Source organism: Helicobacter labetoulli (genome assembly GCF_003670275.1).
Classification (GTDB): Bacteria; Campylobacterota; Campylobacteria; order Campylobacterales; family Helicobacteraceae; genus Helicobacter_C; species Helicobacter_C labetoulli.
On sequence record NZ_QXJF01000017.1, the window covers coordinates 1 to 19,125 of the forward strand.

At 35.4% G+C, this 19,125-nt stretch carries 24 protein-coding genes; 12 read left to right on the forward strand and 12 right to left on the reverse strand.

Translation table 11 applies throughout. From position 1 onward, the window contains the following. Positions 1–151 precede the first annotated feature (151 nt). The 3 genes from EBF12_RS08935 to EBF12_RS08945 all read left to right on the forward strand — a co-directional run bounded on the left by EBF12_RS08935 (position 152) and on the right by EBF12_RS08945 (position 3,226). Positions 152–556 carry a hypothetical protein gene (locus tag EBF12_RS08935; RefSeq protein WP_244196490.1) on the forward strand — a complete coding sequence of 135 codons (405 nt, stop codon included), beginning with the start codon at positions 152–154 and terminating at the stop codon, positions 554–556. A gap of 134 nt (positions 557–690) precedes the next feature. Beyond that, positions 691–1,197 (forward strand): hypothetical protein, encoded by a 507-nt coding sequence (locus EBF12_RS08940; RefSeq protein WP_121727343.1) that lies wholly within the window; start codon positions 691–693, stop codon positions 1,195–1,197. Beyond that, the gene (locus EBF12_RS08945) at positions 1,154–3,226 is read left to right on the forward strand and encodes a DUF3825 domain-containing protein (RefSeq protein WP_121727344.1); all 2,073 of its coding nucleotides are present in this window, start codon (positions 1,154–1,156) and stop codon (positions 3,224–3,226) included. The genes EBF12_RS08940 and EBF12_RS08945 overlap by 44 nt, the downstream gene beginning before the upstream one ends. Positions 3,227–3,448: 222 nt before the next feature. Here EBF12_RS08945 and EBF12_RS11995 read toward each other — a convergent pair whose 3' ends face one another. Beyond that, complete coding sequence (locus EBF12_RS11995) at positions 3,449–3,898, reverse strand: hypothetical protein (RefSeq protein WP_244196491.1); 450 nt, start codon at positions 3,896–3,898, stop codon at positions 3,449–3,451. Positions 3,899–4,005: 107 nt separating this feature from the next. Then, positions 4,006–7,152, reverse strand: a complete 3,147-nt coding sequence (locus EBF12_RS08955) for an Eco57I restriction-modification methylase domain-containing protein (protein ID WP_121727345.1) — start codon at positions 7,150–7,152, stop codon at positions 4,006–4,008. Between the two features lie 163 nt (positions 7,153–7,315). Between EBF12_RS08955 and EBF12_RS08960 the strand changes: the two genes are divergently transcribed. The 3 genes from EBF12_RS08960 to EBF12_RS08970 are packed head-to-tail and all read left to right on the forward strand — an operon-like array spanning position 7,316 to position 8,620. After that, the gene (locus tag EBF12_RS08960) at positions 7,316–7,774 is read left to right on the forward strand and encodes a hypothetical protein (RefSeq protein WP_121727346.1); all 459 of its coding nucleotides are present in this window, start codon (positions 7,316–7,318) and stop codon (positions 7,772–7,774) included. Continuing rightward, on the forward strand, positions 7,771–8,232 hold the full coding sequence (locus EBF12_RS08965) for a hypothetical protein (RefSeq protein ID WP_121727347.1): 462 nt from the start codon (positions 7,771–7,773) through the stop codon (positions 8,230–8,232). The genes EBF12_RS08960 and EBF12_RS08965 overlap by 4 nt, the downstream gene beginning before the upstream one ends. Then, positions 8,216–8,620, forward strand: coding sequence for a protein-export chaperone SecB (locus EBF12_RS08970; protein ID WP_034589020.1), 405 nt, complete (start codon positions 8,216–8,218; stop codon positions 8,618–8,620). The genes EBF12_RS08965 and EBF12_RS08970 overlap by 17 nt, the downstream gene beginning before the upstream one ends. Before the next feature lie 75 nt (positions 8,621–8,695). On the opposite strand, the gene EBF12_RS08975 is transcribed toward EBF12_RS08970, so the two are convergent. The 8 genes from EBF12_RS08975 to EBF12_RS09005 form a co-directional block, all read right to left on the reverse strand. Continuing rightward, positions 8,696–8,959: a hypothetical protein gene (locus EBF12_RS08975; protein WP_034589019.1), complete on the reverse strand. Its 264-nt coding sequence runs from the start codon at positions 8,957–8,959 to the stop codon at positions 8,696–8,698. 44 nt (positions 8,960–9,003) lie between these two features. Then, positions 9,004–9,450 (reverse strand): hypothetical protein, encoded by a 447-nt coding sequence (locus tag EBF12_RS08980; protein ID WP_121727348.1) that lies wholly within the window; start codon positions 9,448–9,450, stop codon positions 9,004–9,006. Next, a complete protein-coding gene (locus EBF12_RS08985; protein ID WP_121727349.1) occupies positions 9,437–9,904 on the reverse strand; it encodes a Panacea domain-containing protein in 468 nt (155 codons plus the stop codon). Before EBF12_RS08985 ends, EBF12_RS08980 begins: the two co-directional genes overlap by 14 nt. Positions 9,905–10,234: 330 nt before the next feature. Next, positions 10,235–10,984 (reverse strand): flotillin family protein, encoded by a 750-nt coding sequence (locus tag EBF12_RS12000; protein ID WP_244196492.1) that lies wholly within the window; start codon positions 10,982–10,984, stop codon positions 10,235–10,237. Further along, complete coding sequence (locus tag EBF12_RS12005) at positions 10,977–11,633, reverse strand: SPFH domain-containing protein (protein ID WP_244196493.1); 657 nt, start codon at positions 11,631–11,633, stop codon at positions 10,977–10,979. Before EBF12_RS12005 ends, EBF12_RS12000 begins: the two co-directional genes overlap by 8 nt. Positions 11,634–11,760: 127 nt before the next feature. Further along, complete coding sequence (locus tag EBF12_RS08995) at positions 11,761–12,261, reverse strand: hypothetical protein (protein WP_121727350.1); 501 nt, start codon at positions 12,259–12,261, stop codon at positions 11,761–11,763. After that, positions 12,245–12,478: a hypothetical protein gene (locus EBF12_RS09000; protein WP_121727351.1), complete on the reverse strand. Its 234-nt coding sequence runs from the start codon at positions 12,476–12,478 to the stop codon at positions 12,245–12,247. The genes EBF12_RS08995 and EBF12_RS09000 overlap by 17 nt, the downstream gene beginning before the upstream one ends. Before the next feature lie 83 nt (positions 12,479–12,561). After that, positions 12,562–12,894, reverse strand: a complete 333-nt coding sequence (locus tag EBF12_RS09005; protein ID WP_121727352.1) for a hypothetical protein — start codon at positions 12,892–12,894, stop codon at positions 12,562–12,564. 388 nt (positions 12,895–13,282) lie between these two features. Here EBF12_RS09005 and EBF12_RS09015 point away from each other — a divergent pair, with 388 nt between their 5' ends. The 6 genes from EBF12_RS09015 to EBF12_RS09045 all read left to right on the forward strand — a co-directional run bounded on the left by EBF12_RS09015 (position 13,283) and on the right by EBF12_RS09045 (position 16,705). After that, positions 13,283–13,768 (forward strand): hypothetical protein, encoded by a 486-nt coding sequence (locus EBF12_RS09015; RefSeq protein WP_121727354.1) that lies wholly within the window; start codon positions 13,283–13,285, stop codon positions 13,766–13,768. A 9-nt stretch (positions 13,769–13,777) separates the two neighbouring features. After that, positions 13,778–14,014 carry a hypothetical protein gene (locus tag EBF12_RS09020; protein WP_121727355.1) on the forward strand — a complete coding sequence of 79 codons (237 nt, stop codon included), beginning with the start codon at positions 13,778–13,780 and terminating at the stop codon, positions 14,012–14,014. Next, positions 13,983–14,519 carry a hypothetical protein gene (locus tag EBF12_RS09025; RefSeq protein WP_121727356.1) on the forward strand — a complete coding sequence of 179 codons (537 nt, stop codon included), beginning with the start codon at positions 13,983–13,985 and terminating at the stop codon, positions 14,517–14,519. The genes EBF12_RS09020 and EBF12_RS09025 overlap by 32 nt, the downstream gene beginning before the upstream one ends. A gap of 611 nt (positions 14,520–15,130) precedes the next feature. Then, complete coding sequence (locus tag EBF12_RS09035) at positions 15,131–15,469, forward strand: hypothetical protein (protein ID WP_157979089.1); 339 nt, start codon at positions 15,131–15,133, stop codon at positions 15,467–15,469. 206 nt (positions 15,470–15,675) lie between these two features. Beyond that, the gene (locus tag EBF12_RS09040; protein ID WP_121727359.1) at positions 15,676–15,921 is read left to right on the forward strand and encodes a hypothetical protein; all 246 of its coding nucleotides are present in this window, start codon (positions 15,676–15,678) and stop codon (positions 15,919–15,921) included. A gap of 220 nt (positions 15,922–16,141) precedes the next feature. After that, complete coding sequence (locus EBF12_RS09045) at positions 16,142–16,705, forward strand: hypothetical protein (RefSeq protein WP_121727360.1); 564 nt, start codon at positions 16,142–16,144, stop codon at positions 16,703–16,705. A 142-nt stretch (positions 16,706–16,847) separates the two neighbouring features. Here EBF12_RS09045 and EBF12_RS09050 read toward each other — a convergent pair whose 3' ends face one another. Then, the gene (locus EBF12_RS09050) at positions 16,848–17,627 is read right to left on the reverse strand and encodes a hypothetical protein (RefSeq protein WP_121727361.1); all 780 of its coding nucleotides are present in this window, start codon (positions 17,625–17,627) and stop codon (positions 16,848–16,850) included. Between the two features lie 427 nt (positions 17,628–18,054). Then, positions 18,055–19,101 carry a TraK domain-containing protein gene (locus EBF12_RS09060; RefSeq protein WP_034586410.1) on the reverse strand — a complete coding sequence of 349 codons (1,047 nt, stop codon included), beginning with the start codon at positions 19,099–19,101 and terminating at the stop codon, positions 18,055–18,057. Positions 19,102–19,125 lie beyond the last annotated feature (24 nt).

The window sequence follows — 19,125 nt, forward strand, 5'->3', positions numbered from 1 at the left end:
AGATATAAGAGCCTATAACTAATCCAAAGACTGCTATTGCAAAAAATACTATCCACATATTTGGTTACTCCTTTGTTATTTAGAATTTATGTGGCAATTATAACAAATGCAGGGACTTGTTTCAAATGGAGATTAAGGAGGGTTTTCTCTTTTGATAGACTTATCTACCTATGGTGCTATTAGCTCTGGATATGCTATGGGTATGGGTGCTGCTAGAGCGGCTAGCTCTAAAAATGCAGCTTCTGCTATATCTAGTGCTAATGCTTATATGGATAAACTAGGTTCATTTAACGCTAGTGGTGGTTTAGGACAGCTTAGAGCTGATATGGCTTCAGCACATTCTGCATATATGAGCTCAATAGGCACAGCAGGTGAAGCTGCAGCTAAGAAAGCTTGGCTTGGAGTACAAAGAAGCTATAATAGAGGACTAGCAACGCAGAATAGTTTGAGTAGGCAATACAATGCTTTAAGCCCACAAGCTAGAAAACATGTGGATAAAGAGCTTGGTGGAGGTGCTGGAGGGGGAGTAACGGGAACATTTGGGGGAGGTCGATAAACGCACAAATTTCTTCAGCCAATTATAATATATAAAATATTACAATCCGCTCCGTTTTTTACATATATATTTTTTAGGGAATAAAGAATGGTGGAAACATAAAGAAGGTAGGAATAGATGAGACCAAAAGGATATTGCAACAGGCTTTTATAACAAGTGCTAGTAGCGGGGTAGCAACCACTCAAGTGTTAGAGAATGAACTGAGTCGTTTAGGTTATGAACTCTCTTTTTTTGGAGAGAGTTGTGATGTCATACATCTTTATAACATGTTTGGATACAAAGTAAATAGGAACCAAAATACCGTTTGTAGTGAGAAGAATCCTGTAGCTCTTGCCGATATGGCAGAAAAATTACATCAAATATTTCTAGAATCAAAAGGTGGCAATGGGAAAAGTTTGCTAACGAATTTATTCGAAAAAGGGAAAGAGAGATTTAAAGAAATTGGTTTCAAAAGCCCTGAAACAACCTTGAATCAATACAGATTTCTCAATAGATTTGCTAATTATTTTGGAAGAGAATACTCAATCATCAATGAGGGAGAGAACATCTTTTTAGAATTGCTTACCGAAACAACAAACAAGAAAATGATACAGTCCATTGATAAGACAAAAAACAGAATATCCGGATCTAGGCATACTTGATGCGACTCTAGAAAAATTAAATAATCATAAGAAGGAAATCAAAAGAATTTCTCACAAATCTAATCAATCACGACAATTAGAGAGAAAAATATATGCTCTTAAAGAAACTTTTCTGCAACAATTTTGGGACAAATACTCAAAAATAAGACAGCCTGTAAAATTATTAGAAATTAAACTAGAAGAGCAGGATAGAAAATTATTAACGGCGCATATTAAGGATATTCAATTTTTGATTTTTGACAAGAAGAAGGAAGAGGTTCAACCCCACAATAGCTTTATCTCAAATATGTTTTATAGGATTTTTAAAGAGAAAGATCCACTTCTTATACCTGCACCAGTTATTGGCGAGAAGCATTATGGCACAAATAAAGACCAAAATCTAAAAACATATTTTGGGTTTCAATGTCAGCAAAAAACTTTTTTGCAAATATTTGATGATATTTTTATGCAAAGAACGAATGATAGCTATATGTTAAGACTAGTTTTTGAAAAAAGAGCTAGGTTGCTAGAGTATTTTTGGGCTGGTTTTAACAAAGATTCCAATTTTAGGGAATTGGCAGAAATTGCAAAATATATAACAAAGAAAGAAAAAAAGACCAAAGCTTTAAGCGATTTAAAAAATGAATATGATGATATGCCTTACAGTTTTTTAAAAATAGAACAGCTTAGGATTTACTTGGATATAGAAAAAATCAAAGAAGAAATTTCCAAATATATACCAAAAGATAGAAGTATAGAAAATCTTGATTTAGATACATTATCAAAAATTACAATAAATGGTCTAGGCATTGAAGAATATTTTGGAATACAAGTAGCTCATTTACTCAAAATCATCAAAATCAATAAAGAGACAAAAAAAACGCAAAAAGAGCAATCATCAAAAAAATCTATCAAACAAAACACGCAAGATCATCAAATTGAACCGAAAAATCTAACCAAAAATGATATTTTTGAGCTCAACATGAAAATTAAAGATTTTATTCTAGATAATATAGGAAACAAAAATATCATAGGAGATACTGGATATGTATCTTTAGAAACACTAAAGGAAGAATGCTTTAAGAATGATTCTAGAATAACAGCACTGCAAGATATTATGGAAGTTATAGAAGCTGCCAAAAAAGAAGGGTATAGATATGGCGAAAAAACAGATGATGATGCTAAAGTGTATATACGACTATCAAATATTCTATTTTTTATTATTGACCTAAAGGAAATATGGAGAAAAAAACCATTGCAATGGCTTTCTAAATTTATTAGCCATTATAAAATAGCGGATCACTTGTTAGAGGAAAGCTGGGATAAGGAAGATAAAGATGGATTAACAAATGGAATATTATCGCGTTACATTAAGGAGTATTTTGACTGTGCTATTTATGGGGGATATTTAGAATATGATAGCAAATCGTTTGCAGATGCTAAAACAATTATTTTTAATACAGGACTTATTACCGAAAAATCTCAAGATGTATTTTTAATCCTCAAACGAACAAGCACTGACAAACTCTTTGCTCTTAAACAATTTGTAGATGATGTTCATTTGCCCGATGGATTTATGGCAAGAGATATTTGTCATGTTAAATTTTTCTCAGTTATAAATGATGCCATATTGCCGACAAAATTAGTTGAACTTGGAAAAACAGATTATGAGCACATCTTAGAAGAAAAAAGATTCGAGAGATTTCCAATAGAGATACAAGAGCTATATAAGGGGAGAAACTATGATTTTGAAAACAGATTGCGACAGGAAATAGAATTATCTCTTGCAAAATGCGAAAGAGATTGTAGATTTGCGATTCCCCAAATTTATTTTGGAGAAACAGCTTTCTTATTGCCCATTTATTTTAATGAACAAAAAGACAAAAGTAAGCCTGCTGTGCTTTGTGCGATGACAAAAATTAAAAAAAGAAAAAAAAGAAACGGAGGAGAAGAATATTACTACAAAATAAGAACTGTGCTTACACCACAGATGGCTTATGATAATGCGAGACTTATTACCAAGCCAGATAGTAGTTGGCTTAAATCATAATTTTCAAACAAAAAAATCTTGTGGGAAAACGACTGAATATGGTTCTGATAAAATCAGCTTTGATTATTTTTCCACAAGAAGCGATATAGATTTCAACGATACTATCATTGCCGAGATAGTTAAAATAAATAAGACAAGGTTGCTTACAAACGATTCGGATATTAGAAAAATGGGAGGTGAATAATCTACACCTAACAACCATTTATTGTTTTAATATAAGCCCTATATGATAACTCTTGCGATTCCCTGCTCGATCTCTTTGAGATTGATTGTCTTTAGTTTTCTGTATGTTGGATTCTGTGCTTCCTCCCTACTATCATCAGCCCACATAGAACTAATAATCGGTTTTGCTCCTTGTGTTTGGGCTACGATTTTTAACTCTCCACTCTCAATAAGTACGGCTTGTCTTTCTCTTCTTATCCCTTCATAAATAGGTTGATGGTTTAGCGTGAGTAAATTCAGAATATCATTTGGATTCCTCAATCTCTCAATTACCTTTTCCTTACACGCCCTATCCCAAGCTCTCCAATATGCTTCATCACACTTCTTGTCCCAATCCTTTTTAGCTTGAGCACTCCATTCACTATAAGGTGTATTGCCATCTGGAATATGATTTGGACCACTAAAACTTTGTCCTACTAAGTATCCCATTGCAAAATCTCCAAAACCCATAATAAACTCCTTTCTATGTTTTTTATTTTATTTAGTGAGATTATAGCAGAAAGAAGTATTTGGATTCAAATAGAAAAAAGATAGTGATATTTTTTTTGTTAGCCTATTCACTTCAGTCTTTTTAATGCAATAGGCAATCTACTTGAAATGCTCCTATTATCCTGCGAATTTAAAATTATCTCTTGGACATCCTTGTCGCTTAATTTGTTTAGTATATATTGAGCCTCTTTTTCATCTATGTAACGATGTTCTTTCTTGCCTAAAACAACCTCTGAAATATAGCTAATATGATTATCAAATAGTGGCACAGCTAAACTTCCCCAGTGAGTTCTAAGCGTTTTGACAAGACAAGGCGACAACCTTGTATTATCCCTAATAGCCACAAAACACTTGCCCCAAACATAGCTTCCCATACGCAAAATTCCATAGTTTTCAGTGAAGGTCTGGATTCTTGCGTTGAATTTGCTACCATTGCCCAATTCATTGTCTATGTTTGATAGATAACGAAAAATTAATGGGGCGCTCTTTGCCAACTTATCACTTGGTATAGGTTGCTTAGTATATGGCTCATAAGGCGTGATAGCATAGGAATTGCACCATTTTAAACCATTGTCTGTTAGCATAGGTGCTATTATGAATGGCTTGATATATACCAACTCTAATAGAATGCGAACATCTTTGTTCACAGACAGCCTATTGCCTATTTTTTGATAGGGATTGAATATCCCAACATTCTTATTGTTGCCATCCAGTGCAACAAACTCTAATCTCATTTGATAGGGAACGCTCACACCCTTTCTAAACTGATACTCAAATTTACCTGTCAATGATTGCAAATATTTGGCTCTATCAATACTATTAACTAGCAAAAAATTATTGTTTATCTCTGTTTTTAATTTTACAGCAAAAAGATTCTTCTTGGTAAAGCCTTGTTTAGCATTGCTCCAGTCGCTATTGTGTGCTATATGCCCTATCTTTTTTAAATCAAGCATAGGCACTATATTCTCATCAATATTTGGCTGTTTGCTTATTTTAAACGCACAAAAATCAATTCCAACCCCCTCAAAAATTTCTCCGCCATTACTAAAGTCTAAAAATTCGTTGAAATATAATTTTTCATCGCCATTTATAAGCAGTTTTCTAAAACCTTCAAACGACTTATTAAACAAAATTGATTTTGGCATTAAAAAACAAAACTTGCCATTATCACCAAGCCATCTTTCGCAGCATTTATTGGCTATTAAAGCACAAATATTAAGATTGTTGCCTCCAACATTTTTGTCGCTTGAAAAAAGTCCTTCTAGTCTTATATTGTTTTTGACATTTTTTCTGTAATTTTCAGGCAACACAGACCATTGCACCCAAGCAGGATTACCAACAATATAATTAAATTTGTCGTATGTGGCAACTCTAAAATAGCCTCCAAATATTTTCAGCCATATTGAGTTTAAATCCTTCTTTTCAAACTCTATAAGTTCAAAAATGGCTTTTTCAAGCTGTTGAAGTAACTTTGGCGCATTTCTTGGTATGTATTTTTTTAGTATAGACAAGGCTTTTTTATCGTCTTTTTTAACAATTAGATTTTCTATCTTGTTGAGTTCCAATGTGAAATGTTCGCTCTTAACAAAATTCACAGGCAGCACCATTTCTATTTTTTCTACACCCAACTTATGTTGAAGTCCCGCCGTGAATAGTTTATATTCCAAACATTCAATCCCATCAAGAAATATCGTGTTTGGGGTGTAGAGGCTGTCTGCCAAATAGACAGGTATTTCATACTTTTTTGTGATCTCAAATGAACACACCTTGAAGGCTTGAAGCAAAATGTTGGCTTTTGCCATAAGAATGGCAATAGGATTAATATCAACCCCCACAATTCCCTTGGCATATTCTTGAAAGTCTATTTTTTTGTGATTTTTATCTTTATGCTTATAATTGTAAAAGACTGAAAGAAAGGTGCCACTGCCACAATTTGGGTCTATATATGTTTTCGAAGCATAGTCTGTTTCGCCATCGGTAGCACACATAAAGGTTCTTTCAGCAAGCCAATAAGGTGTGTAATATTCTCCAAAGCTGTGCCTTACGCATTTTGGGATAAAATTTTGATAAAGATCTCTAAAAATATCAAGCATTTTTAAATTGTTTGACAAATAAATGCTTTCATAAATAGATACCTTGAATATTATCTCCTGCAAAACAGCCTTGATTTCATCGTTAAATCTTTCTTTTATATACCAAGCAAAAAAATCGTTGTCCGTTAAATTTAAGACTCCTATACGCTCAAAAAATACACCTGTTTCTACATAATTAAAAAAACTCTTTACCTCTTCCAAGCTGTCGCTCTTATAATATTTTTCAATATTAATTCTTGTATAGTTGTTTATTCTATTTTTAGGCATATCATCCATAAATCTTATCAGCAATATTTTGATGATAATGCTTAAGGCTGTATGCAAGGCAAATAAAGCCTTGTATTCGTTAGAATCATCAATTAACACACCAAACATTTTAGCAAAAATATTTCGCCTATCTATAATGTCAATATGCTGTCCATTATCGTTTTCTGCAAGTCTAAATAGTTTTTCCCATTCAGTGAAAATGAGTTTCGTTCTGCTTGAAATATTTGTATCGTCTGATAAAATGCGAAAAAGGCATTTTGTGAGTTTTAAGGAAGCTCTGCCATAGATATTGTTGTTTTTGTCAATTATGCCAAAGTCGCTTGTCAGATTTTGGGCACTCATTTGACAAACACCATTACCAAAAAGTGTTTTTAGAAAAACATCAAAGCTTTCTGCCGTTAATATGCCGCCGTATTTCTCATTCTCTGTGATAGTGTCTTTCTCATCTTTTGTGTATATGAATAGCCTCACACCATCAAATAAAAATCCAAACATTTTGATTCCAAGATATTTTTCATCTTTAAGATAATTTTGTGCCTGTATTTTTTCTGTCTCAATATCTTTCTTTGACAGCAAATTGAACGCTTTGTATTCTATTATGGTGTTCCCATACAAAAAATCACTTTTGCCACCTATATGCCCATTGCTATGGTGCCTTTCGTGCTGAAATGGTTCGTATGTCTCGATGAATCCTAGATTCCTTAAAAGCAGATTCAATTCATTTTCAAAGATATAGCGCAGATCCTCTTCTGATTTAGCGTGTTTTAGGGGTGTATTTCGAGAGCAAATCTTTTGCTTGAACTGATTGTAAATGTCTAATTGCTCATTCGTAAGATTTTCAAAATCGTGTATCATTTTTGTTTGTTATTCCATAATTAAGTGGGCGGATTATAGCAGAATCTGGAGTTTGGATTCAAATGGGAAATACTAGTGTCAAAAGAATTAAGTTTGTTGTTATAGTAAAAGCGTTACAATGCGAGTTCTCAAGTTAAGAGTTTTAAGCCAGATGGAGAATAAGATGACTTTAGGACACAAAGGTGATAGAAACCTAGAAATTGCTAGATTTATTGATTCTGATGATTTTAGAGAATTATCTGGCTTTCCCAAGCAGCATTTATGTTCCACAATCATTAACCGACTTTATTATGGAATATACCTTATTGGAAAGCAGAAGCTTTTAGAAAAAGATAGGAGCATCGATGCTAAAAAAAATTTATCGCATGGGACAGAGTATTCTATTAAAAACATAAACAATAACGAGGAAGCAAAAAAATCTTCGTTTTTGTGGGTTAGGCTCAAAGGTTTTTATTCTGACAGGAAAGGGTTGCAACTATGTCTTTTGGCAGTAAAACTACATGAGCTAAGGAATATTTACGATTATAACTGTGACTCTGAGCAGGAAACGGCTCTCAAGGATTTGGCAGGTTGCAAGCAACAAGCCCAACTTTTAAGTAAAAGATTAAAGGAATTACAATGAAGCACATTGATAAAATAAACAAAAAGGATCGGTCAAGAATAGATGCCTTTTTGGAAGCGTTAAAAAGACAAGGTATAAGAAACTATGAATTATATGAAAGTCCTTTACTCTATATTGTCTATGTAGAGGAAGAAATTTACTTTCAAATGGAAGAGAATATAGAGTCTCTTTCTCAAGCTATCAACGAAAGCAGTTGTGATTTAAGTAAGCCTATACTTTGTACTCCAGAAAGCTTTAAGGCTTCCTATGAGCAGAAAATAGAGATTGATCAATGGGTAACTTGGAATATAAGTATTCCAGAAAATCTTTTTTGGGGAGATAATATTCAATATGATTTTGATAATATTTCTGCGGTTATAGAAACAACCAGTCAAGATTATAAACATATTGAAAACAACTCTCATCACAACGAAACAATCTCAATTTTAATCAAGGATTCTTATGGGTATGCAGCCTAGTGGTGCTTTTAGAATATTGGGCATTCAAGTCAAACAATTTGATTTTAAACAGGTGGGAGAATTGTTATCTTTAAAATATGCGAAGATCAAGCTTGGTTACTCCATAAAAGCTTGTGCCGAAAAAATTGACAACAATTATATTTTGGTGGTTTGGACAAATTTGACTGCCAAACAGAAAGAGAATGATGTTTTTTATATCAAATCCACCATTATGGGAAAAATTGCCGTTCAAGATGGTTTCCAGCAAGAGGCATTAAAAAATATGACAGCCATTATTTACTCTTATTTACGCCCATTAGTTGCGCAAATGACAACTATGTCCAAATTGCCTCCGATTGATTTGCCACCTGCTAATTTTGAGGACTTTGAAGTCGAGCTAAAAGAGTGAGATATACTTACTTGCAGAAGTAAGTACTCCTGACTAAACGGACAGCTCTAGTTGTTTGTATCTTAGGGGAGTGTGTCACACCATAATAAACACAGCAATAGCTGGAAACACGATGACCCCACCTATAGCATAGATAAATTGCATTATGTAGGCAACTTTATATTGTCTTAGGAACGACAATTCTTCTTGCGTTAGATTTGTTTTAGATTTGTTTTTAAGAGAGGCAAATTCGGAAGCATTGGACTTAAGCCATATACCGATTCTGCGCAACCTAAAGCCACAATAAAAAGTGAGTATGCCACATACTAACAGCCATAGAATAGGTATTGTTTGGTTCATCTGGGTTGCTCCATTGTTTTATTATTTTTTCGCATAGAAATGCCTTAGCTGTGCTTGTAAAGAGAGAAATTGTAGTCGATACATACCAAGTAGAATGTATCACCCTCCATGTAACCACAAGCTCGAAAGTCTTGACCACCAAAACGAAATACATTTGCGTGCTTTTTACCTAGATTCTCAAAAGAATTTTTCACAGCAATATTTGTGAAGCATGAAATATCCAAATGCTCGTGTCCGTATTCCGCATTCTTTCTTTGCCCTATAATCTCGCTCCAACTTCGCTGTGTCAAAAACAAAAAGAGTTTCATTAGTTTGGTATTGTATTTCTTGGCATTCTGCTCTCTGTAGAAGGAGTGGTTTTTACCAAGACATAACCCGTGCTTGTCGCATTCAATGACTTTTTCTAGCGATACAACACATCGCCCAGAATGCGTATCTCTTAGTCTATTTGTGATGATACTACCAGAGTTAGGCTTTTTAATTTTGGACATTCACATAAGGCTTAAAATATGATTTTATGTCTTCTAAGGGAATAAGTTTGTTTTGTCCTTTCTCATAATTGTTTTCCCAAGGGCTCTCATTGTGTGTTCTTTCTCTAAGCTTCCAAGCTGAATATTGCCCCATAACAGAAAAAACATCCTCTATAAGCTCTTTTGCATCTTTATACAGTAGGCTTATCTCGCTATCAGACATCGCGTATGTATTTGTTGGGATATAGATACCCTCGATATGCTTAAGGGCATCATATATTTCTCTTACAACAGGTCCGTGCTCCCATGCTTCTATATTCTCCTCAAAAAGTGGCTTGTTAAACATTGCGGTATAGTATCCTTGAGCATAATAGAGCAATTTTTGAAGCTTAAGTTTGGATAGATCTATTAGCTCATCTAGACACTGCTCTTTATTGAGAGTAATAAAATATCTTGCTACTTCTAGGGCTTTCATTATCTTCTCCTTTTAGAATATAAAAAGTCGCCTTAACTCCAAAACTACGCCACACTGAAGGATTGCGACACTAAGTGGAAATTATGTTTTTAAGTGTTTCTTTAATCTAAATGCCGTTATTGTATGATTATTTTCTTAATATCTACTGATTTTATAGTGTTTTGTTCTATACACACATATATATAATCGAGTAGCCTAAGCAAATGAAATGATGTATGTGGAAAAGCGTATCAAGCAGAAAGCTAGAGTCTGAGTATGAGGCTTAGAAACTCCAAGCAAATTCAAAAATGCCACCTACCTAGAAAAGCGGTGGCACTTCGCCAAGAAGGGCTAGGCTCCCTTACTATTATCCCCTTGCCCCTTGATGGTGGTGAATTTCTTTAACAAATCTTTGCCCATATCTGTTTGAGCTAATCCTTCAAGCATAGCTCCCATACTCATACCACCCTTTGAGGATAAAATCTCTCCTACTTTGCTTATGCCATTTTGCACATCACCGCCATTAGCGATGATTTTCATATCAGCACTCGCTAGGGCTTTAGCTTGTTCTATGCCTATTTTTTCATTTGCTTCTACCTGCCTAATGGTAACAAGATATTGTTGGTATCCCTCATTCTCGCCAATCTCTTTTGCAAGTGTGATTTGTGCGGTTACTGGAGCAAGCTCTTTTAGTTTTAAGGATTCAGCTTCAGCCGTCCCTATCTTAAGAATACCTTGCGATTCTTTGTCTTTCATCTCTAGCAATGCCGATGCCTCCAAAAACTGCCTTTCTTTGTCAGCTTCCGCACTTCTAATGGTTGCTGCTTTTCTAGCTTCAGCATCCAGCTCAATTTTCTTTTTCTCCTCTTCGGCTTTAACAATTTCAGCATCTTTATTAATTTCAGCTTGTTTTACTTTTTCAACACGAAGAACTTCCATTGTCTTTTCCTGAGTAGTTTTCTCTTGTTCTTTAATGGCTTGATTTGCCTGTTCTCTACTAATAGCAACTTCTCGCTCATTCTCCACAGTTTTTAGCCCTATTGTTTTGTTTGCTTCTTGTTGTTTAACTTCTGTGGCTTGTTGAGCTTCAATTTCAGCCATTTTGAGCTTCTTTCTTGTTATTTGCCACTTTGATACGACTTTCTTTTTCAATTTCAGAAATCTTTTTGTTCATAATATTGGCAATAACCTGACTTACCTTAGAGTCTCTAATATCCATTAGCTCTATATTTTTTACAGGCTCAATACCCCAGTTTTTAAGCTGTTCTTTCACAGATTTTGTAAAGTCATCTCCAAGCTCTGAGCGCACTTGTAATATATCCTCCAAATTTCGGCTTGAAAGAATTGAACGAATGGAACCTTGGACAATATCTTCAAGTTGTGTATGTAAGTCAGTGAAATCCCTTACTCTTTGTGCTGCTAGATTAGAATCATTAACCCTAAAAAAAGCTGTAATATCTACCACAAATGGCAATCTTCCTAAATCGTATGCTTCATATCCTTCAATTTGGATAGAGAATACAGATACAGGCAGGACAATCTTTGTAACACCTATGAGCGGAAACCACGATGGAAATTCATAGTATGTGTTACCATTGCCCGTATCTTTGCCATAGGAAAGAGTTTTCCTTGCTGATTGAACTATATGCACTTCATTTGTTGAGACAACTACTCTAAAAAACAATGGAATAGCTATCAAAAGTATTGCTGCCACTACTGCGATGGCAATGCCTATGGATATAAATAACATTAATGCTCCTTTTGTGTTTGAAATATGTGTATGCGACTGGTTTTTGCATACTGAATGAATCTTAACAGAAAAAGAGTATTTTTTTCAAATGGATAATTCAATTTCTCAATACAAATTCTACGCTATTCTAGTTATCGGTATTGGATATTTCTACAATAGAGACTATTTTCATAATCATATACAAACCATTTTTTCCGATTCCAAATTTACTTCTATCTCCTAATTCATTTTGGACGAGTCGCAAAATCTTCTCAATCATCTCAATGTCCGTTATAACACGACCATTCAGTTTGAGTGTATAGCACATAATCCACGCAGCTACCTTAAGAACACCATTCTGCATATCTTTCGAGTGTAATTCTTCTGCCAAAAAATAAGAGAACCAAGCATAAACCTTATAAAAATCTACACTTGTCACCCTACAGTCAAACTCTTTTAGATAGGCTATATAGTGCCTGATAGTTTTGATAAGTGCGTTCTTAACATATTTGCCCTTAACCAAATCAATCTTATATTTTTGCCTATAGAACTTACATATCTCTTGTGCCTGAACACTAATAAGCCTTACATTTTCAGAATCAAGAAACCTACTTTTTCTTGTTTCTGCACCTTCAGAATTGTTTGTCATCTAAAAACCTTCGAAGCATTTCATCTTGTCTTTTTTGAGCCACAGTGTCTCCATCGGCAAGCTTCAGGTAATGTTCTTTGATGCTTTGGTTACAATGGTTTTCAATTTTTCCAATATTTAGAGATTCATCGTAGTCAAAAGCCTCAACAATAGCCTCTTTGACTATTTCCTCCACATTTAGTTCTTCAAAGTTTCTTTCAAGATCCTGACTGCTCATATTTGCCACCTTCCTTTATGTGATACTCCTTTACAATAAACAAAGACTAGCATTTTGTTAATTATATGTGGCTTAATTCAAGCCTACTCACAAACAAATCTTTCGCTATTTCCATTGTCAAGGAATATTTCAGCCGTTGTATCCGAGTAGGTTGTTCCTACTATGTTGCTTCTATCGTATGTGGCGATAGTTTCTCCATTGCAAAATATCCTTGTTCTATTTGCTGGAACAAGCAATGTAGGCACACCGCCATCTAAGACAAATAGCTTTTTGGTTTTGATGAGATACAATGCCGATAGATTCCAGATAACTAACCAGAAAACGCATATTCCAACTACAGTTATAATGAATTTTGTTAAGGTGTTGGATATGGCACTTTGGTTTTGAATGTTTTGTATAGTTGATTGTTTTAACATTTTTCACTCCTTTGCTCACCTTTGTCTGCATTGTAGCCATTTTACACAAGAAAAGCAACAAATATTCACTACAGCTTAAGGAAGCCTGTGGCAGAATTGTGAATACAAAAAAAATAACAGGAAAGGACACACAAGGAGTTGAAGGAGCCAGTTTTAGCACTGATAGACAAGGTCAGTGGTTGCAATGCAATGGTTTTGCTGGTTATTATTATTGCACTTATTTCATACTACTTTATTGTCAAAATGATGTTAGCATATTGCGAATCCACAAAAAAAGAAAAAAGGCGAAAAAAATGATAGAGTTGTTGATTGCTTCGATATTTGGCTGGGTATTAGGCTATATCTTAGTCTCATATACAGGAAGCCTTGCTAGATCTAAGGACAAAAAATGATAGTTGGAGCCATCTTATTCTTTGTTTTTGCCTCATTTTTCTATATCAAGGGCGTGAAGAAATTCTTGGAACAAAAAGATTTTTTTGAAAGGATTGAAGGCTCAAGGTTTTTCTCCGAAGATACAAAGAGATATGCTATGTTCTTGCAAAAACAGAGTATTTCACCCATATTTGGTTTTACTATGATGTTTGGTATGATTTTTTATCCACTACTACACAAAATCAATGGCAAAAAGGCAAAAACATACAGGCAAGATCGCATAAGGAGATTAGTTGCGTGGAGATTTTTGGAGATTAACACCTTGAGCACACCGCACTTTTATGTTATAGGAATCTTGGCGCTTCTTGTGTATTTGTTTGTAGCCTCAACCTGTCTTCTTTTGACAGCTAATCTCAAAAGGTTGTTTAATGGAATTGTTTCGTTCCCAAACAACCTGATAGATGACATAGGCTTCTCTGTGAGAGCCGAAAAACTAAAATAAGGAGTTAAAATGACACAAGCTATGCTAGAGCCGATTGTATTGTATGACGGAAAAAGAGGAAGCAAAAAGAAGCTGGAGGAAGCATTTCGCCTAGCAGAATCTGAAGAGACAATGGCGAAGGTTAGAGCCTCAAATGAAAGAATGCGTAAAATGGTGAAGGAAATGGGACTTGAGTTTAAACCATTAACAAAAGAAGAATCAGATCGGCTGTGGAATGCGCTTTCGAATCATAAGTCTCAGCGATGAGCTAGAATCTGGAGTTTCTATAGAAAGCATAGAAAGTGCTTTAAGCTTTTTTGCTTGTTCTAAAAATCCAGAGCTAGAAATTTTCTTGAAACAGAAAGCTATTCAGTTTGAAAAGTCTCATCGCTCAAGAACATTCATTCTTGTGTCCGAAACAATGATAGAAGGCTTTTTCACACTCTCGCTCAATATTCTCAGGACAAAAGGCTTGAGCAACACAAGAGCCAAAAAACTCAATCCAAAACATAGCAAAGATGACGAGGATATACCTTGCTTTCTTATAGGACAGTTTGCTAGAGCTGACGACTCTAAAATGAATGGTGCAAATATTCTCAACACTTCTTTGTTCATTTTAGAACAAGCAAGAAAGTTGCTAGGCACAAAATTTGTGATGCTAGATTCTGTGAATGAAAAGAAGGTGCTAGATTTCTATAGGAAAAATGGTTTTGTCGCGTTGAATGAAAGCGATGAAGCCGTGTCTGTGAAAATGGTGAGAATGTTTGATTAAAAATAGTTTCGAGCTATTGACTCTGTTAATCTTTTTCGGCTAAGATCCAACCATAAATTTTTTTTATTTTTTCTGTTTTCAGGAAAAATCTATCGCCTCTCAAGGTCTAAGCTTTACTTTTTCACAGAGCGCGTTGCAGTCATGAACTGCAAAAACATGCCCGATGGCATCTAGAGCATTTCAAAAGGATGATAGTTCTGCTTAATCAACAGAATGAAACTAGATAGGGGTGTAGGAAAACCTACGAGCCGTCAGAAGTAGATTATTTTTTAAATATCTACAGTCCTAAGAGACAACTTAGGAAGGATCTCATTAGAGAGATCACATCAGGGTAACTATGCCTTTTTTTAAGGCTTTTTTATCCTTATTCCGCACATTTGAAATCCCCACAAATCTTTATGTTTTTTGGTGCAAATCTCCTTTACTGGAGAGGATTTCTTGTGCGATGATGAATATTCCAAAGAGGGATACAATTATTTATCCCTCGTGGGATTTGTGCGTATCTTTCCTTGGAGTGTTTTCACTCTAGGGTAGAAAATATCCTTGCGACATAGAAATATGTTGCTAAAAAATGATAGAATAGGAGGAGAAAAAAAATGAAGGGAGTTGCGATGAATAATGCAACAGGGATTAACAAGCTAGACTTTCTAGTCGAAAATCTTGTTAAGAAAATCAATAGTAAGGGCGAAATCAATAAAGATGAAGCTATGATTATTATTGATGAAGTTTTGGCAGAAGGAGAAAAGGTCGCTAAAAAAGTGGCTGAAGATTCTGCTGCAACAAAGGACTTTGTTCGTGCGGAAATTGCTGAAGCGAAACTTGGACTCAAGCAAGATATTGCTGGAGTCAAGCAAGAAATTGTAGAGGTGAAAGCAGATTTGCTAAAGTGGTTTGTGGGAACACAAATCGCAGTAGGTGGGTTTGTAGTCGCACTCATCAAGCTTCTCTAAATATTCCCAAACCCTCTCCGGGTTTGGAACCTTTCTAAATATTTCCCCTTATTTTTATCAATTTTAAGAATATTCCCATAGGGATTTGATTTTTTCAATAATCCCTATGTGGATTATTGTCATTTTCAAATCTCTTTGGGAGTATTTCTCCAAGCCCTGTAAAATTTTAAGTCTTGTTCTGGGGTGGCAAGCAAAAAGGATTTGAGATGATAAGAATCAGAGACACATGGAAAGACACAAAAGGAAATAGTTGGGATACCCAACTATTTAGCAAAGAAGAAGCTGCAAAGGCGGCTGCATTCTTGGCTAAGGCAATTAGATATTGGGAGCTGAACCAAGAAAGCATGGAGTTCAACCCATACTGCATGATGCACAATATGAGCATAGAGGGGGCGATCTCTTCTTATAGAAAGGAAAGAGATGAATATCTCTTTTGTATATTCCACAAGTAGGCTCATGCCTACTTGTCGCATTTCTAAGTAGGCTTAGTCCTACTTAGATTCATTCCCGAAAGGGCTTAAGTATTTCACTTGCCCTTTTGGGTAGGTGCGTGCATAAGCTTTTCCGGGAATGAAATTCCGTATGGCGGCAGTCAGTGAAAAGTTATATGTGGGCACCGAGAAGTGCTCTTTTGTTTAGTGCATAAATGCCGTATGGCGAAAGGAGCACATCATGAAAAAATTGTATTTTTATTATAGAGGAGAAACTTTACACTGCAATAGCAGTGTAAAGAAAGGAAGCACTCAATGCTTCTATTGGAGTTACATAGGGGAAGAAAATATCCCCTATGGGCTATCGCCAGAGGGCGAAAAGGTCTTAAAGGAAGCGATTGCTTCTTTTAGGAAGAATGAGGGGTTCGGCATTGAAGCCGCAAAAAAAATCTATATTTACGAGGATGGCTCGTATGAATATAGAGGCGAAGGGGAGGAAATTCCTCGTCTTGCGGAAGACGATGCTAAACTTTTGGTAGGGGAAAAAATCCACTATCAAATGAAGATCAGGATGCATGCATCCTGCTTCAAAGACGGGATAGAAAGAGAGAGTTACACAAACTTTCGGCTGAAGAGAACTCCTGAAAACCTAAAAAATCTAAACATACTCGGAAAGCGAGTATGGGAAATGTTTTACGATTACATAGCCGAGGCAAACGGCTATGAAGAAGAGGAAACGCTGGATTGTCCAGCGCTTCCAAATGGAATTAAAATATGTGGCGATGAAATCGTCGTCGCATATTAAAAAAGCTTTTGGGCTACAATAGCCTAGAAGCTTTCCCCGGACGGGGTTCTTTTTTACTCAATAAATAGTAAAGATAATTATTATTAATAGATAACTTATATCCTACTCTCTATCTATTAGTAATGCTTATATCCTCCGCCTTCTATTTTCCAAAAAAATCCCTATATTCAGCATTTCCACCTTTAATTCCATCTAAAAACACCTCTAAAACCGCTCCATTAGCATTTGAGAAACAAATATTATTCTGATTCACAAGATTTGTAATGGCTATATTGTGGCTATAAATATCACAAGCAATGCCTATATCGTCCTCTCTCTTTGTGATAGTGCTTTGAATATTGACAATAACAGGTGTTGAACGCTTTTCAAAGAAGCCTAATATATCTCCTAAAACACGCATTATCTCTCTATCGGTTTGATATGTAGTCAAAGTCACGCCATGCAATTCAAAATATCCACTCTCTTCAAAAATGAACTTAGCCAAAGCACTCCTATGGTTTCCATCTCCATCAATGTATATTTCATCATCTATTTGTGTCAAAAGCATAGTTGGTTCTTTGAGTTTTTCTTCAACATAGTATTTTGGATTTTCCTTGAGAAGTGGAATGTTAATGTGCATTCTTTTGCCATATCGTATGAGATCAACCCAGCTCATACCTTTATAATCCGGATGTGCCGTGCCAACAATATTTCTAGCATCAATAGTGGCAGAACATTGTGTGATACGCCTTGCCACTACAAGCGGAATTTGTTTTGAGGAATATGCAACGCTAGACATTTGTATATTTGGCATTTCTTTGGCGATATGAGCCACAAGCCCTTGCTTTTGCTCCATAATGTGAAGTTGATTTTCCAAATCATCAACTAAAAATGTTGCCCTCTCTTGCAAGCCTTCCATTCTTTTGAGTGTGATTCCTTCCATTTTCTTTCTCCTTATTATATTTGAATTTTCTTGTGATTTCTCTAATATGTGTTTTTTTGGGTGTTTATGCGGATTTTAAGGCGATTTTGAAGCATTCCTTAGGGAACCTATACCCATACTCTCCTAATGCCTCCATAGCCTCTTCAAAGCTCATATTTGAGCGTATGAGAGTCCATCTTTCTAAACCTCTGGAATCTTTTCTTTGAAACAGACTCCAAATGCCTTCTACTAATGGTTTTCTTTCTTGCAAGCTTCTTTATTCTCTTCTTGAGCTTTTTCTTTGGCACAATGTGAGTTAGGAGCTAGTCTTTTGTTCCTTATTTTCCCTGTCAAATCTAAAATCCCATTTACAATATGCAAGACTAGCGCGATAGGCGCCAAAGCACAAATGCTTATAATCGAGTAAAACACAAAAAGTTCCATCATTTTATCTCCCTTTCTTTCCATCTGGTTTTTTTCTAACAATATACATAGAGGTTGATTTCTTGGGACCTATAGGGTTTGCCAAGAAAGACACCGAATATACATCTGGCACATAAAACATTTCCTCATAAAGGTTTAATGTCTTTTTCTTGTCTTCATTCTTAACCTCCCAACGCTCTCCCACATAATGATCGCCCTCAAGGCTATACACATGCACGAGTGTTAAGCCAAGCTCTTTGTATTTGTAAATCTTTTTCTTGTCTTTCTTTTCATATCCTTTCGGCTTTTTATCCTTATACATTGCAGCGGTAAGAATACTGATAACCTTCTCGTGGTTATTGTTTTCTAGTTTTTTAACATTGCTTCCTTGCCTTGCATAAGAATCTTGTTCTTTAATCACATAATAGCCCGGATTGTTTTTGCTATTGCCTATAGTAATATTAAGCACCACAGGATAAGGACCACCCCAAATAATAGCCTCTGCCTTTCCATTAAGGCTTGAATTAATCACAAGCCTATTTTCTTTTTGAATAATGGATACTGGCTGTCTTTGCTTATCTACTTCTAAGGTTTCTGCTTCTTCCTGTGTAGCCTTAGCTTCAAACTCTCCAAACTCTGCCTTAATCTCAAAAGGAAACTCAATGATAGTATGTTTCTCTTTTGTGATAGGAATGCTTAATTCTGTTCGTAATGTAAGCAATTTTGCTCCAGCTGGCACAGGCAAATTAGAATAGTCCTTTTTAGGGCGATTAGATGAGTTAGAGCGAACTTCATTCACAACCGGTGTCTGTGTTTGATAGCTGTTATTCTGCCCCAAAGCCATTTCATGCTGAGGGTTACCATAAGTTGGCTGATTCATATCAGCAATATCCGCATTCTCTTCATTCCAACTTTCTGGTGGCATACCTGTGTTAGGGTCTCTAACTTGCGAAGCCGCATCTTGCAGGGCTTGTTCTATTTTGTCTCTTTTTACATTATCGTCTTCTATTGCTGTCAAAGGTATAGTTGCAAGCAAAAGACTAGCCAAGACTAGACTTATCTTTCTATTCATTCAGTTTCCTCCTTTTATAACAAG